Source organism: Brachyspira sp. (genome assembly GCF_029258575.1).
Taxonomy (GTDB): domain Bacteria; phylum Spirochaetota; class Brachyspiria; order Brachyspirales; family Brachyspiraceae; genus Brachyspira.
The window spans coordinates 19,103-34,993 of the sequence record NZ_JARHYI010000070.1 but is presented as its reverse complement, the minus strand read 5'-3'; the positions used below and the strand labels follow the sequence as shown (position 1 = coordinate 34,993).

Sequence of the window (15,891 nt, the reverse complement as noted above, 5' to 3'; positions counted from 1 at the left end):
ATAAATTTAATTTGTCATAGATTTTTTATATAAATAAAAGATTCCGTAAGAAAAAATTGTATATTGTCAATAATGTTTGTGAAAGATGATTAATGTAAAAAATATGGTAAAAATTATATTTTACTTTATAATATAAATAATGTTTGTTTTGGAGTTTTTAATATGACAGAAGAAGATGTAAAACAGAAAATAATAACTCCTGCAATTAAAAAATCAGGCTGGAAAGATAATCAAATAAGTTATGAGTATGCATTTACTAATGGACGTTTTATATTGAAAGGTAAAGATGTTGTAAGAGATAAACCAAAAAGAGCAGATTATTTATTATCTTATAAATCAAATATACCTTTAGCAGTGATCGAAGCTAAAAATGATAAACATAATTTGGGAGATGGAATTCAGCAGGGTATTAATTATGCTGATATACTCGATTTGCCTTTTGTATACAGCTCAAATGGTTCTGGATTTTTAGAACATAATATGATAACAGGAGAGGAAAGAGAAATTTCTTTATATGATTTTCCTAGTCCTGAAGAATTATGGAATAGATATAAACAAGATTCTAATATAGATACTGAAAAAGAAAAAATAATTACATCGCCTTATTATTACAGACAGGGTTCAAATAGTCCTAGATATTATCAAAGAATTGCAATAAATAGAACTGTTAAAGCAGCGTCTGAAGGAGAGAAAAGAATACTTCTTGTAATGGCAACAGGTACAGGAAAAACTTATACTGCATCTCAAATTATATACCGATTTATAGAAGCTAATCTAGCTAAGAAAATATTATTTTTAGCAGATAGAAATATATTAGTTGATCAAACTAAAGATAAAGATTTTAAAATATTTAAAGACTTTATGATTAAAATAGAACATAGAAAAATGAATAGTGCTTATAAAGTTTATTTATCACTTTATCAGCAATTAATAACAAATGAAGATAAAGAAATTTTTAGAGAGTTCAGCAAAGATTTTTTTGATTTGATTATAGTTGATGAGTGTCATAGAGGTTCTGCTAAAGATGATTCATTGTGGAGAAGGATTTTAGAATATTTTTCTAGTGCCGTTCAAATAGGTATGACAGCTACTCCAAAAGAAACTAAATATGTTTCTAATATTAATTATTTTGGAGATCCTATTTATACTTATAGTTTAAAACAGGGAATAGATGACGGATTTCTTGCTCCATTTAAAGTTATATAAGAGATTTTAAAGAAAGCGATAAATTTGATATTATAGTAATGAATCCGCCTTATGGAGGAAATGAAAAAGAAAATATAAAAATGAATTTCCCGCCTGATTTAAGAAGCAGCGAAACAGCAGATTTATTTGTTACTCTTATAATGTATAGACTTAAACTCAATGGAAGAAGTGCAGTAATACTTCCTGACGGATTTTTATTCGGTACTGATAATATAAAAGTGTCTATAAAGAAAAAATTATTTAAAGAGTTTAACTTACATACTATAGTGCGTATGCCTCATAGTGTTTTTGCTCCTTATACATCTATTACAACTAATATATTATTCTTTGATAAAACGCATTCCACAAAAGAAACTTGGGTGTATAGACTTGATATGCCCGAAGGATATAAAAACTTCTCAAAAACTAAACCTATGAAACTTGAACATTTTAATGAAGTATTTGAATGGTGGAATAATAGAAAAGAGATTAGTGCAGACGGTTTTGATAAGACCAGAAAATACAGTATTGATGAGATAATAGAAAGGAATTATAATATAGACTTATGCGGATACCCTAATGAGGAGGAGGAAATACTTCCACCGGACGAACTTATAAAACAGTATCAGGAGCATAGGAAGAGTTTGGACGCGGATATAGACAGAGTGCTTGATAACATAATGAATATATTGAAATAATATATAAATAGTTTTGAATATTTGTTTATAGTAAAAAATATAATATTAATTGTTTGTATATAAATGCAGTTTTTTTGGTTCTTTTATACCAATAAAAGAACTGGGGTGCGGGGCAAAGCCCTGCAATATTAAAATTTAAATTATTATCTAGGAGTTTATAGGATTTTTCGAGCATAACAATAATAGGAAGCAACATGACAGCATCAGAATTAAAAAAATCAATACTTCAAATGGCAGTTGAAGGCAAACTCACAGAGCAAAATAAAAGAGATGAGCCAGTAGAAGAACTTTTGAAACGCATAAAGGAAGAAAAAGAAAGTTTAATAAAAGAAGGCAAGATAAAAAAAGATAAAACTACAAGCGAGATATATAAGAAAGACGGTTCATATTATGAAAGAATTACAGACGGCAAAAATATTTTGAAAGATGTTTGCATAGATGAAGAGCTTCCTTTTGAAATACCTGATAGTTGGACTTGGGTAAGATTTAATAACCTTGTATCATATTCAATGGGTAAAACACCTCCTAGAAAAGAAAATGAATATTGGGATAATTCTACTTTTCCTTGGGTTTCTATAGCTGATCTTATACCTGATGGTATTCTATATGAAACTAAAGAAAAAGTAAATGAATATTCTATGGAAAAAATATTTAAAAATAGAATATCAACTGCAGGAACTCTTTTAATGAGTTTTAAACTTACAGTAGGTAAAGTATCAATTTTGGGAATAGATGCATTTCATAATGAAGCTATTATATCTATTCATCCATTTATTGATAGTGATAAGATAATAACAAATTACCTATTTTTAATAATGCCTTTAATTTCTCAATCTGGTGATACTAAAACAGCAATTAAGGGAAATACTTTAAATACTGATAGCTTAAATGCTCTCTATATTCCATTACCTTCGATAGAAGAACAAAAAAGAATTGTTGAAAAAATTAATAAACTGAATGATATTATTAATACTATCAAATTTAATATCTGATAAAAGGTTTCCTAAAATATTAAATGAAGAAAACCTTTTTTAAATAAAAATTATCTTCTCTTTTTAGATTTTTTCTTTTCTTTTCGGTATTTTGTATTTCTTTTTTTATTTTTGCTTTTAGATGATTGAGATTTTTTTGAATATATTTCTTTTTTGTTTTTTTTCTTCTTTTTTAAAAAATCTCTGCTGTCTATTATATCTCTATCATCAAAACTATTATCAAATTCACTTGCTGGTAAGAAGTCAATGAATAATTCTTTTACATCAACTTTATAAACTACTATTCGCATTCTGTCGCCCAATGTATACCATTTTTCATCTTCTTCGCTATATGCAGCCTGTTCATGCTCATCATATTTATAATGCGATTTTAAAGTAGCATATCTAATTAATCCTTCTATTCCTCTATCTTCTATTTCTACGAATATTCCAAAATTTGTGATTCCGCTTACTATTCCATTATATTCATTTCCTATTTTATCTTTCATGAATCTAGCAGCTTTTACTTTATCCAAACTTCTTTCACATTCAACTGCTATCCTTTCAGTCTTTGAACACCATTGAGCGGAGTTTGTGAAAAATTGCTGCATAGAAGGTTTTAAATTATTTATTCCTTCTAATGACTGTTTTAAAAGTCTATGAGTGAGTAAATCTGTGTATCTTCTTATAGGTGATGTAAAATGAGTATAATATTCAAAACAAAGTCCGAAATGCCCTATGTTATTAACATCATATATAGCCTGCTTCATTGAGCGTAAAAGTAGGGTAAGAAGTAATTTTTCATCTGGCTTTCCCATTATAGATTCTATAAATGAATGAAAATCTAAATTGCCGTCAGAATCTCTTGTAACTCTATATCCTCTATTGAATGCTATTCTTGTGAATGTATCAAGTTTCTCTTGGTCTGGACTGTCATGAACTCTGTATATGGAGCCTTTTATATTTTTTAATCTCTTAGCTACTTCGCAGTTTGCAATGAGCATTAATTCTTCTATTATTTTATGAGTTTCTTTTCTCTCTCCAATAAAAAAGTCTTTAGGATTTCCTCCTTTATCTAATATTATTTGAGTTTCATTGAGATTAAACTCTATACTTCCATTTTCTATTCTCTTTTGAAGAAGTATTTTTTTTACATCATCAGCATTTTTTAATAATTCTACAAGCCAATCTTCATCTTGCTCTATAGAATCTAATATATCCTGAGCATAATCATAAGTTAATCTTCTGCTTGATTTTATAACACTTTTATGAAATGAACTTTCTTTTATATTGCCTTTATTATCTATAGTTACGAATACTGTCATTGTAAATCTGCTTACGCCTTCATTTAAAGAACATATTCCATTTGAAAGCTCATGCGGAAACATAGGATAAACTGTATCTATTAAATAAACGCTGTTGCCCCTCTTCCTTGCTTCCCTATCTAAAGCACTTCCAATAACTACAAAATGACTTACATCCGCAATATGTATTCCCAATTTATAGCCTTCATCTAATTTTTCTATACTTATAGCATCATCAAAATCTTTAGAATCGGATCCGTCTATGGTTACTGTTCTGATATTTCTTAAATCTATTCTGTCAAATTCTAATTCCACATTTTCCATGCTATCAGGAAGTAGTTTTGCTTCTTCTATACATTTTTTTGGAAATTCTGTAGGTACATTGTATGCCTTTGCTATTATTTCAGCATCTTTTTTAGCATTATTAATATCTATTTTAATTTCAGGTTTTGGTATGCTTGTTTTTTTATCTGACTTATTATCTTTTTTAATTTTGCTTATTTTTCTATCATTAGATGCATATTTATCTTTTTCTGCTGATTGTTTTAATTCTCTCTCTAAATATTTAATTCCTTCATTTGTAAGTTTCAATTTGCTTGATTTTTTCATGACAAGCCCCATTGAAACAGATTTTTGAAGCATTTTCTCAAAACGTAATTTGTCTTTTTTCGTTTCTACATATTTTTTTTTATAATCAGATATATCCAATTCTTTTTCTTTGTTAATTCTTTTCAATAATTTTATTACTTTCATATTTACAATGTTACCCATAATTTATCTTAGATTTTGTTTATATACTTCATAAATAATCATTAATTCTATTTAAATGATTTATTGTAATTGATCCATTTAATATTTACTTTAATTTTTCTAAATCTTTCATGACTTTATTATACTAAATTAACTATAAATGTAAAGTTACAAATTTAATCATCAAAATTTAGTTTATATTTTTTGAGCTTTTTTAGAATACCTGTAATTTTTTAAGTTTAAGAGCCTCGCTATATCTAAAGCAGTATCTCCATAGTTATTTTCAATATTTTCATCAACTCCTTGTTCTACTATAAATTTAACAAATGCTTCAGCAAATCTCACTTCTGATGTTGCCTATGCCGAAATTAAAGAAGTGTATCCATTGTAATCTTGGGTTTTAATATCTGCTCCTTTTTCCACTATTTGTATTTCTATCAGTATACATTAATGCTATAGCATTTACTTTATCTTGAATATTTATATCAGCCACTTGTTCTATATCATCATATATCTATATAGAAGCATTTATTAAAGCTGTTCTATCATAAGAATCTAGTGTATTATAGTTTGCACCTTACTCTAAATATGATTTAACTTTTTATATTATTATCTTTTACAGCGGAAAAGAACGATTCATCTAAAGTTTTAGAATACAAAAGAATATTAAACAATAATAATGTAATAAATACTTTTTTATACCCCATATGCTTATAGGATATAATTGGATTATATAGTAATTATTATACTTTGTCAATTAAAATGGGTTTATTTTTGTATAATTTTTATTAATAGAAGTAGAATTAAGAATAATAAAAATAGTATTATCTAAAGAATTTTTTATCTAAATATTCTTTTGATAGCCTTAATACAAAAGGTCTTCCATGAGGACAGTTTGTAAGTATATTTTCTTTTTCAAGCAAATCAAGTAATGTCTGCATATCGCTATTTGAAAGTTTATCTCCAGCCTTTGGAGAGTATTTGCATGATATAGTGGCACAGGTGTACTTTATTACTTTTTCTAAATTATTATTATCCCCTTTATTGATGTATATATCTAATATGTCTTTTATTATTTTTTCAATTTTTTGATTTCTAGGTATATATATTGGTATATCTTCTATTATAATGCTATGTTTAGAATTAGCCTCAAATTTTATACCTATAGCTTCTATTGATTCTTTTACTTCATTCAAAATATCTATTTCATAATCTCTGTATTCAATTTCGCATGGTATGAGTAGTCTTTCATATTCTATTTTTTTTGATATTAGAGTTTTGTATATTCTTTCATAATTAAGTCTTTCATAAGCGGCATGCTGATCTATTATATACATTTCATTACCGCGTTCAGCTACTATATAGGAAGAAAATGCCTGTCCTATTGCTCTTGTATATTCACCGAATTTTATATCATTTTTTATATTATTTATACTACTATATGTGCTATAATTATTTTCATTTGAATTTATTTGTTTATTAGTAATATTTTCTTCTATTATAGTGTTTTTATAATCGCTTTCTATATTATTATTTTCTGTAATATTTTCATTATAATCAAAATTATTATTCAATGAATTACTATACTGAAAGTTTTGATATTCTGATGAATTATTTATATTATTTTGATAATTTTCTGTATTATTATTCTGTATTGGAAAAGTAGGTGTAATATCTTTATCTATATCTACCTCTATATTAACAGAATCGAAATTATTTGTTAAATTTATATTCTTTGATATAGTGTTGTATAGTATACCAGAAATCTCTCTTTCATTTTTTATTCTTACCTCTTTTTTACTAGGGTGAACATTAACATCTATTTTACTGCTGTCGATATTTATGTATAAAAAGAAAAAAGGATATCTCTCTTTTGGTATAGCATTTGAATATGCATTTTTTATAGCATAGGCAAGAACTCTATTTTCTATTGGTCTGTTATTTAGAAATATGAAATTATTTTTTCTCATAGACTGACTTATTTTTGAATTTGAAAATAAGCCGTAAATCAATGTTCCATCTTTTTCTATTTCAATTTCTATTAAATTTCTAAATACATTGTTATCAGATAAGTAATTTTCTATTCTATCTTTTATAGAATCAGCTTTAATATATGAACTTACAACTTTACTATTATTTTTAAGTTTCATAGAAATATTATGCTGTACTAAAGCTTCTGTATCAAAAACTTCTTTTACTAAGAAAAATTCTCTGGAAACATTTTTCAGGAATTTGTATCTAGCAGGTATATTAAAGAATAAATTTTTAGCTATAATTTTCGTTCCTTGAGAAGCAGCAGCTGGTTTATGTTCTATTATTTTACCGCCTTCTACTATTATTCTACCTCCATTTTTCTCTTCTATACTTTTTGAAACTATTTCTAAATTTGTAACATCCGATATAGAAGCCAAAGCCTCTCCTCTAAATCCTAATGTATATATAAAATCTAAATCTTCTATAGAATGTATTTTACTCGTAGCATGATGTGTAACAGCTAAAGGAAGTTCATCGAATCTTATTCCGTTTCCATTATCTTCTACTATCATAGTTCTAATACCAGCTTCTTCTACGAATACTTCAATATCAGAAGCACCAGAATCTATTGCATTTTCCAATAATTCTTTAAGCATAGATGCGGGTCTTTCTATAACCTCTCCAGCAGCTATACGATTAGCTACAGATTGCGGAAGTTTCATTATATTTTTATTCATTCATCTTATTATATATTTTTTTTAAAATAAAAAAAGGTTAGATAAATTTAATCCAACCTTTTTTATCAAATATTTATCTAATATTAGAATATAGTAATACCTAATCCTATCACAATACCACTTACAACTAAAACAATAAGAGTATATCCCATAATATCCCTTACTCCAAGTTTTGCTATACCAAGTGCTAGTAAAGCTAAAAAAGGTTGTATCATATTAGTTCAGCTATCACCATATGCAATAGCCATAGCCGTTTTTGCTGGATCTACTACTATTAAAGCCCCTGCAGGTATCATAATAGGACTAGCCCATTGTACTCCGATTTTACAATGAGAAATAACCCTAATAAATGACTGCTTAGTCAATAATAAAACTGCTTAAATTAAATTCTATTTTTGGCATAAGTTTCATGTTTTTTAGTATATGAATAATAATCCATTTGTCAATAAGAAGTATTAATTAAATTTGTATTCATAAAATTGTATACAATACATAGGTATAACAAAAAATATTATATTTAATTGAAATTGTAAAAAAAATGTACTATACTAAAAGCAACGCATTGATATTATAAAAATGCGGTTAAAATTAATAATTCTTTGGAGATAAAAATATGTCTAAAAAAATAGTAATAGCAAGTGCATGCCGTACAGCAATAGGAAGTATGGGAGGAGCTTTAAGTACAGTTCCAGCTTCTGAATTGGGTGCAATAGTAATAAAAGAGGCTTTGAATAGAGCTAAAGTAGCCCCTAATCAAGTTGATATGGTATATATGGGCTGTGTTATACAGGCTTCACAGGGTCAGAATGTGGCTCGTCAATGTTCTATAAAAGCAGGACTTCCAGTAGAAGTACCAGCTATGACAATAAATGTAGTTTGCGGTTCAGGACTTGATGCTGTAAATATGGCTGCTAATATGATAGCTGCAGGCAATGCTGATATAGTTGTTGCAGGCGGTACAGAAAATATGTCATTGGCTCCTTATGCTCTTAAAAAAGCCCGTTATGGTTACAGAATGGGTAATGATACAGTAATAGATACTATGGTTAATGATGCTCTTTGGGATGCATTCAATAATTACCATATGGGTATAACTGCAGAAAATATCTGTGATGATTGGAAACTTACTCGTGAAGAATTAGATTCATTTGCAGCTAACTCTCAGCAGAAAGCCGTAAAAGCTCAGGAAGCTGGTGCTTTCAAAAAAGAAATAGTTCCTGTTACTATTAAGACTAAAAAAGGCGATGTAGTTGTAGACAAAGATGAAGGTCCAAGAGCTGGAACTACAGTAGAAACTTTATCCAAATTAAAACCTGCTTTTAAACCAGATGGTGGAAGAGTAACAGCAGGTAATTCCTCAAGCATAAATGATGGAGCTGCTGCTGTTGTTGTTATGAGTGAAGAAAAAGCCAAAGAATTAGGAATTAAACCTATGGCTACTTGGATTACAGGCGGTTTAGGTGGTGTTGAACCTAGAATTATGGGTATTGGACCAGTTGCTGCTACTAAAAAATTATTAGCTAGAACAGGATTAACTATTAAAGATTTTGATATTATTGAATCTAATGAAGCTTTTGCAGCTCAATCAGTTGCTGTTGGTAAAGAATTGGGTATTGATGTTGAAAAACAGCTTAATCCTAATGGCGGAGCTATTGCTTTAGGTCACCCAGTAGGTGCTTCAGGCTGCAGAATTTTTGTTACTTTACTTCATGAAATGGAAGCTAAAAATGCTAAAAGAGGTCTTGCTACTCTTTGTATAGGTGGTGGTATGGGCTGTGCTACTATAGTAGAAAGAGAATAGTATAATTAATTATTTTTTATAAAATAGTGTTTTGAGTATGATTAAGATAATGAGATAATTTATTAATAAGGTTATTAATAATATAGCCTTTGTGTTATTAATTTAATGCAAAGGCTAATATTAAAAATTATATTGAATCTGCAATATAATTAATAACATTTACTATTAAATATAGTAAATAATATTTTATACAAGCGATAATAACTTTTTTATAGTTTAAAGGAGATACGGATGGAATTTGTTAAATATGAAGAAAAAGGCATGATTGGTATTATTACCATCAGCAGAGAAAAAGCTCTTAATGCCCTTAATTCTCAAGTTTTAGATGAAATTGAAAAAACTTTTGATTCTGTAGATATTAATAAAATAAGATGTTTAATTTTAACAGGTGAAGGAGATAAATCTTTTGTTGCTGGAGCTGATATATCTCAGATGAGTACTGCAAGTAAATCAGAAGGAGAGGCTTTCGGTAAGAAAGGTAATGATGTATTTAGAAAAATAGAAGTTTTCCCTATTCCAGTAATAGCTGCTATTAATGGTTTTGCTTTAGGTGGCGGATGTGAAATAGCTATGAGTTGTGATATTCGTATATGTTCAGATAATGCTATATTTGGTCAACCTGAAGTAGGTCTTGGTATTACTCCTGGTTTTGGAGGTACTCAAAGACTTCCTAGAATAGTTGGTATGGGCATGGCTAAACAGATGATCTATGCTGGTAAAAATATTAAAGCTGATGAGGCTTTTAGAATAGGACTTGTTAATGCTGTTTATCCTCAAGCTGAACTTATGGGTGCTGCTGAAAAATTGGCAAATTCTATAGCTGCTGCTGCTCCTATAGCTGTAAGAAATAGTAAAAAAGCTATTAATGAAGGTTTACAGGTTGATATGGACAAAGCTATCGTTATAGAAGAAAAATTATTTGGCGATTGTTTTGAAACAGAAGATCAAAAAGAAGGTATGAAGGCTTTCTTAGAAAAGAGAAAAGTAGAAAAATTTATTAATAAATAATAATATGAGATTTTTTATATAAATTTTCTAATATTTATAATTTTTAGCTGTAAATTGATATCGTTTTATAATATTATTAAAATTAGTTTACGGCTTATAATAATAAAAAATAAGGAGTTAAAAAATGAAAGTAGGTGTAATTGGTGCAGGTGCTATGGGTTCTGGTATAGCACAGGCTTTTGCTCAAACAGAAGGTTATGAGGTTTATTTGTGCGATATAAAAGAAGAATTTGCAGCAGGTGGTAAGGATAGAATTGCTAAAGGATTTGCTGGAAGAGTTGCTAAAGGTAAAATGCAGCAGGCTGATGCTGATAAAATTTTGGCTAAAATCACTACAGGTTTAAAAGATATTTGTAAAGATGCTGATTTAATAGTTGAAGCTGCTTTTGAAAATTTGGAAGTAAAAAAGAATACTTTTAAGGACCTTCATGCGATTTGTAAACCTGATTGCGTATTTTCTTCTAATACTTCTTCTCTCTCTATTACTGAAATTGGTGCTGGAGTAGGCAGACCTGTTCTAGGTATGCATTTCTTCAATCCTGCTCCTGTTATGAAATTGGTTGAAGTTATTTCTGGTATTAATACTCCTAGAGATGTTGTTGAAAAAATCATTAAAATATCTGAAGAAATAGGTAAAACTCCTGTAGAGGTTAATGAAACTGCTGGTTTTGTAGTTAATCGTATACTTGTTCCTATGATTAATGAAGCTATTGATTTATATGCTATGGGTATTGCTTCTGCTGAGGGTATTGATAATGCTATGAAATTAGGTGCTAATCATCCTATGGGTCCTCTTGCTTTAGGTGATTTAATTGGTCTTGATATAGTACTTGCTATTATGGATGTTCTTCTTAAAGAAACAGGAGATCCTAAATATAGAGCTAGTGCTTTACTTAGAAAAATGGTTAGAGGTGGATTATTAGGTCAGAAAACAGGTAAAGGTTTCTACGATTATACTAAAAAATAATAGTGATTTTATATAAATTGAAAGCGGAGATTGTAACTTATACTTTCTTCGCTTTTTTATATTAAAGAAATATATCTAAAATAAATAAAACTTTTTATATCAATAGTTGTAATTAATACCATTTTATTGTATTATATATAATATTATAGTTTTAAGGACAATACTATGAAATATACTGAAATAAATAATGAAGGCATAGTAAAACTTATGGATATATTTTATGCTAGAATTAGAACTCATGAGCAATTAGGACCTATATTTAATGGGTCAGTAGGAATTGATGATGCTTCATGGGAAAGGCATAAAGAAAAAATAGCTAAGTTTTGGAAAACTATGTTATTGAATGAAAGATTGTATATGGGAAATCCTGTTCAGTCTCATATTAATTTATTACCTTTTGATATTAAACTTTTTGATGTTTGGCTTGGTTTATTCAAAGAATGCTTAAATGAAGTATTTGAAGAAAAAGCAGCTAATCATTACTATGAAGTTGCTGATAATATAGGAAGAAATTTTAAAGCAGTATTATTTCAGCAATAGTAATTTTACTTATGATATATAAATGGCAATTCTATAAAAAATAGTATTGCCTTTATTTATGTTTTATTCATTATCAAAAATAATATAGTTAAATATTGTATCATTTATATTATAATGGGATAATATCATCAATTGGGGATTATTATGTTAAGTAAATCATCTGTTATTATTATGATGTTTTTATTATTTGTAAATATTGTATATTCTCAAGAGCCTCAAGAACCTCCTGTTAATATACCAATAATAAAAGCTATTGCCAATAATGATGTTAATACTTTAAAAAGATTAATATCAAATGGAGCCGATTTAAATATAAAAGACTCTGAAGGAAATACTCCTTTAATATGGGCATCTTTACTTGGCTATGACAAAATAGTAAAAGAACTTATATCAAGTGGGGCAGATATTAATATTGGTAATAATTTTGGAAATACACCGATAATGGCTGCGATATTAGAAGGAAAAAGCAGTACTGTAAAAGAACTTATATCTAATGGTGCTGATTTGGGTATAAAAAACAAAGATGGCTGGACTGTAATAATGTGGGCTTGTGTTAATGGGAATTTATCAACTCTTAAAATGCTTATTAATGCAAAGGCTGATATTAATGTGAAAGATGTAAATGGAAGTACTCCTTTAATGATTGCATCCGACAGTGGATATGCGGATATTGTATCAGAACTTGTAAAATTGGGCGTAAATGTTAATGAAAAAAACAATTTTGGGGACAGTGCTGTAATGATGGCATCTATTATAGGAGATATTAATATTGTAAAAACATTAATTTCAGCTGGAGCCAATATAAATGAAAAGGGATCTAATGGAGGAAGTGCATTAATATACGCTTCAAGATTTGGAAGAATAGAAGTTGTAAAAGAATTGATAAAGAATAAGGCGGATATAGATATTACAGCCGATGATGGAACTACTCCTATATTAGCGGCATGTATAGATGGTTATAATGATGTTGTAAAAGAACTTATAAAAAATAATGCTGATATTAATAAAGCTGATAATGTAGGTTATTGCCCATTAATAGTTTCTGCTATAGAGGATCATATAGTTATTGTAGAGGCTTTACTTAAATCTGGTGCTGATATTGAGGCGGTAACTAAAGAAGGATATACAGCATTAATGGGAGCTGCAATTAAAGGAAATATGGAAATGGCTCAAGTATTATTGGATGCTGGTGCTGATATAAATTATAAGGCTACTAATGGAAAAACAGCTTTAACTATGGCTCAGGAAAAAGAACAAAAAGAGATGGTTGATTTTCTAAAGTCTAATGGAGCTAAATAATATTTTTATATTTGCTGTAATTAAAAACTATTGTTTTTTTATTTTTTATAATATAATATTGCAACAATCATTTTTTATAAAAGTTACAGGCTTATAATGTTTAAAGATAATAATATAACAACTCAGGATTTACTTAGATCCGTTAGACAAATAGAGATAAAAACTTCAAAAATAGTTAATTCATATTTTTCAGGTCAGTATCATTCAGCCTTTAAAGGTCATGGTATAGAGTTTGATGAGGTTAGAAAATATGCTATAGGCGATGATGTTAGAGCTATGGATTGGAAGGTAAGTGCTAGATATAATGAGCCTTTTATAAAGAGATTCAGAGAGGAAAGAGAGCTTAGTGTTATAATACTTACCGATTTTTCTGCTTCTACAGATTTTGGATTTACAAAAACAAAGCATAATTTGATTGTTGAACTTAGTGCATTACTCAGTTTTTCAGCTTTGAAAAATAATGATAAAGTAGGGCTTTTAATATTTACTGATACGGTGGAAAAATTTATTCCACTTAAAAAAGGTAAAAATCATGTTCTTAGAATAATAAGAGAACTTATAGAATTTCAGCCTAAAAGTGCTAAGACCAATGTAGCTAATGCATTAGAATATTTTAATAGAATACAGAAAAGAGATAGTATTACATTTTTGATAACGGATGCATGTTCAGATCTTCCTAAAAAAGAAATTGATATTACTAGAAAACGCCATGATTTTATAGTATGCTTGGTTAATGATAATTTGGAATATAATCTACCTAGTTTAGGAGGTACTTTAGTATTATCCGATTTAGAGAATGAAGATTATGTTTATTTTGATATGTCTAATAAAAAAATAAGAGAAGAATATTTTAATGAGCAAAATAAAATGATGGAAGACAGACTTGAATTTTTAAAAAGAAATTCAATAGAAAGAATTATTTTAGATACTTCAAGCGATTATGTTAATGAGGTTATGAAGTTTTTTATCAAAAGAAGAAAATAATTTCAGTGTTTTTGTATATAATACTTTTATATAATTAAAGATATTGATTTAGTATAAATATCATTATGAATATAAATATTGTAATTCAAAATAATGATATTGATTCTATAGTTCTGTCAGGTTCTAGTGGCAGTTTAATCAATGATGATATGCCTGATTATGATATTTATGTTTATTCAAAAAAGAGGGTAAATATAGAGTACAGAAAATATTTTGCTAAAAAGTATTCATTTGATTAGGAAATAGGAAATGATTATTTTGAGTATGAAGATGAGTTTATATTAAAAGAGAGCGGTGTATGTTTGGGAGATGCTTTAATTCAATAATTAGGATATAATAATACTTCTTTTTTATATTATGTAGTTAAATTATGTAATAAAATACCAAGTGATTTAATAAAATATAAAAGGTATTATATTATATATATAATGCTAATATTTTGAAGAAAGTGAAAAAATTATAAAAAATATTCAAAAAAAATTATGATTTTTATTTGATATTTTCATACATTTATTATGTTATTTTTTTATTGTATTGAAAATAATTTTATGATATAATAATAGAGTTAATTTTTTATTTTAGGGAAAAACAATGGAGAATCTAGAGGAGCTTCATAGCTTTTTAAAAAACAGTATAGAAAATGCGAATACTCAGGCAGAAATAGATGATATAAGAATTCGTTATTTTGGAAGAAAAGGTAAGATAACAGAACTTTTAAAAGGTTTATCTTTTATCGATAACATAGATGAAAAAAGAGAATTGGGCAGAAAAATAAATGAAATAAAGAATTATTGTGAAACTGCTTTATCAGATAAAAAGAATGAAATATCTGAAATGGAGTTTATATCTTCTTTAAAAAAAAATAAAATAGATATAACAATGCCGGGCAGAAGACCAAAATCTGCATCTATTAATTTACTTACAAGAGTAGAAGAGGAAATAGTTTCTATTTTAACAGAAATAGGTTTTAGAGTAGTAGAAGGTAATGAAATAGAGGATGATTTTCATAATTTTGAGGCATTAAATATACCATATTATCATCCTTCAAGAGATAGTCATGATTCATTTTTCGTATCTAAAGAGCATGTACTTAGAACTCATACATCAGGAATGCAAATAAGAACTATGCTTGAAACTCCTCCACCTATAGCTGTTGTATCGCCTGGTAAATGTGCCAGAAGAGATGCTATAGATTCAAAACATTCACCTGTATTTCATCAGGTTGAAGGGCTTATGGTTGATAGTGGAATAAGTTTTAATGATTTAAAGGGGATATTAGAATTATTCTGTAAAAAGATGTTTGGAGATAAAACTCAGATAAGATTAAGACCAGATTATTTTCCATTTGTAGAACCTGGGGCTGATTTAAGTGCTACTTGTGTAATATGCGGTGGAATCGGATGTAAGACATGTGGCGGTGAGGGGTGGCTTGAACTTATGGGGGCTGGTATGATTCATCCTAATGTATTTAAGCATGTAGGTTATGATATAAATAAATATACTGGTTTTGCTTTTGGTATGGGTATAGAAAGAGTTGCTATGATTAAATATGGTATTACTGATATAAGAATGTTCTATGAAAATGATATAGATTTTTTAAAGCAATGGTAAAATATTTAGTTAAGTATGTTTAATAGAGTGTAATATATAATGGCAAGTAAATTTATTTATTT

Annotated in this window: 15 protein-coding genes and 1 pseudogene; 11 read left to right on the top strand and 5 right to left on the bottom strand. The window is 27.9% G+C overall.

Annotated features, from left to right (window positions below; translation table 11 throughout):
- Positions 1-162 precede the first annotated feature (162 nt).
- The 3 genes and pseudogenes from hsdR to Q1J76_RS05810 all read left to right on the top strand — a co-directional run.
- A pseudogene (gene hsdR, locus Q1J76_RS05820) lies at positions 163-1,203 on the top strand (EcoAI/FtnUII family type I restriction enzme subunit R); the annotation flags it as partial.
- Positions 1,203-1,883 (top strand): N-6 DNA methylase, encoded by a 681-nt coding sequence (locus Q1J76_RS05815; RefSeq protein WP_300368161.1) that lies wholly within the window; start codon positions 1,203-1,205, stop codon positions 1,881-1,883. The pseudogene hsdR and the gene Q1J76_RS05815, both read left to right, overlap by 1 nt.
- Before the next feature lie 194 nt (positions 1,884-2,077).
- On the top strand, positions 2,078-2,875 hold the full coding sequence (locus tag Q1J76_RS05810) for a restriction endonuclease subunit S (protein WP_300368154.1): 798 nt from the start codon (positions 2,078-2,080) through the stop codon (positions 2,873-2,875).
- A 50-nt stretch (positions 2,876-2,925) separates the two neighbouring features.
- On the opposite strand, the gene Q1J76_RS05805 is transcribed toward Q1J76_RS05810, so the two are convergent.
- The 5 genes from Q1J76_RS05805 to Q1J76_RS05785 all read right to left on the bottom strand — a co-directional run bounded on the left by Q1J76_RS05805 (position 2,926) and on the right by Q1J76_RS05785 (position 7,984).
- Entirely contained in the window at positions 2,926-4,911 is a 1,986-nt protein-coding gene (locus tag Q1J76_RS05805; protein ID WP_300368151.1) for a ribonuclease R family protein, read from the bottom strand.
- A gap of 192 nt (positions 4,912-5,103) precedes the next feature.
- Positions 5,104-5,253 carry an ankyrin repeat domain-containing protein gene (locus Q1J76_RS05800; protein ID WP_300368148.1) on the bottom strand — a complete coding sequence of 50 codons (150 nt, stop codon included), beginning with the start codon at positions 5,251-5,253 and terminating at the stop codon, positions 5,104-5,106.
- A 479-nt stretch (positions 5,254-5,732) separates the two neighbouring features.
- On the bottom strand, positions 5,733-7,619 hold the full coding sequence (gene mutL / locus Q1J76_RS05795; RefSeq protein ID WP_300368145.1) for a DNA mismatch repair endonuclease MutL: 1,887 nt from the start codon (positions 7,617-7,619) through the stop codon (positions 5,733-5,735).
- Positions 7,620-7,702: 83 nt separating this feature from the next.
- Positions 7,703-7,834 carry a TIGR00366 family protein gene (locus Q1J76_RS05790; protein ID WP_300368142.1) on the bottom strand — a complete coding sequence of 44 codons (132 nt, stop codon included), beginning with the start codon at positions 7,832-7,834 and terminating at the stop codon, positions 7,703-7,705.
- Between the two features lie 6 nt (positions 7,835-7,840).
- Entirely contained in the window at positions 7,841-7,984 is a 144-nt protein-coding gene (locus Q1J76_RS05785; RefSeq protein ID WP_300368139.1) for a hypothetical protein, read from the bottom strand.
- A 248-nt stretch (positions 7,985-8,232) separates the two neighbouring features.
- Here Q1J76_RS05785 and Q1J76_RS05780 point away from each other — a divergent pair, with 248 nt between their 5' ends.
- From Q1J76_RS05780 to pheS, 8 genes are all read left to right on the top strand, one after another.
- Positions 8,233-9,420, top strand: a complete 1,188-nt coding sequence (locus Q1J76_RS05780; RefSeq protein WP_300368136.1) for a thiolase family protein — start codon at positions 8,233-8,235, stop codon at positions 9,418-9,420.
- Between the two features lie 231 nt (positions 9,421-9,651).
- On the top strand, positions 9,652-10,428 hold the full coding sequence (locus tag Q1J76_RS05775) for an enoyl-CoA hydratase-related protein (RefSeq protein WP_300368133.1): 777 nt from the start codon (positions 9,652-9,654) through the stop codon (positions 10,426-10,428).
- Positions 10,429-10,552: 124 nt separating this feature from the next.
- On the top strand, positions 10,553-11,395 hold the full coding sequence (locus tag Q1J76_RS05770; RefSeq protein ID WP_300368130.1) for a 3-hydroxyacyl-CoA dehydrogenase family protein: 843 nt from the start codon (positions 10,553-10,555) through the stop codon (positions 11,393-11,395).
- A 165-nt stretch (positions 11,396-11,560) separates the two neighbouring features.
- Positions 11,561-11,935 (top strand): group III truncated hemoglobin, encoded by a 375-nt coding sequence (locus tag Q1J76_RS05765; RefSeq protein ID WP_300368127.1) that lies wholly within the window; start codon positions 11,561-11,563, stop codon positions 11,933-11,935.
- 144 nt (positions 11,936-12,079) lie between these two features.
- A complete protein-coding gene (locus Q1J76_RS05760; RefSeq protein WP_300368124.1) occupies positions 12,080-13,234 on the top strand; it encodes an ankyrin repeat domain-containing protein in 1,155 nt (384 codons plus the stop codon).
- A gap of 96 nt (positions 13,235-13,330) precedes the next feature.
- The gene (locus tag Q1J76_RS05755) at positions 13,331-14,218 is read left to right on the top strand and encodes a DUF58 domain-containing protein (protein ID WP_300368121.1); all 888 of its coding nucleotides are present in this window, start codon (positions 13,331-13,333) and stop codon (positions 14,216-14,218) included.
- Positions 14,219-14,283: 65 nt separating this feature from the next.
- A complete protein-coding gene (locus Q1J76_RS05750; RefSeq protein ID WP_300368118.1) occupies positions 14,284-14,457 on the top strand; it encodes a hypothetical protein in 174 nt (57 codons plus the stop codon).
- A 352-nt stretch (positions 14,458-14,809) separates the two neighbouring features.
- Positions 14,810-15,829 (top strand): phenylalanine--tRNA ligase subunit alpha, encoded by a 1,020-nt coding sequence (gene pheS, locus Q1J76_RS05745; RefSeq protein ID WP_300368115.1) that lies wholly within the window; start codon positions 14,810-14,812, stop codon positions 15,827-15,829.
- The last annotated feature ends 62 nt before the right edge of the window (positions 15,830-15,891 follow it).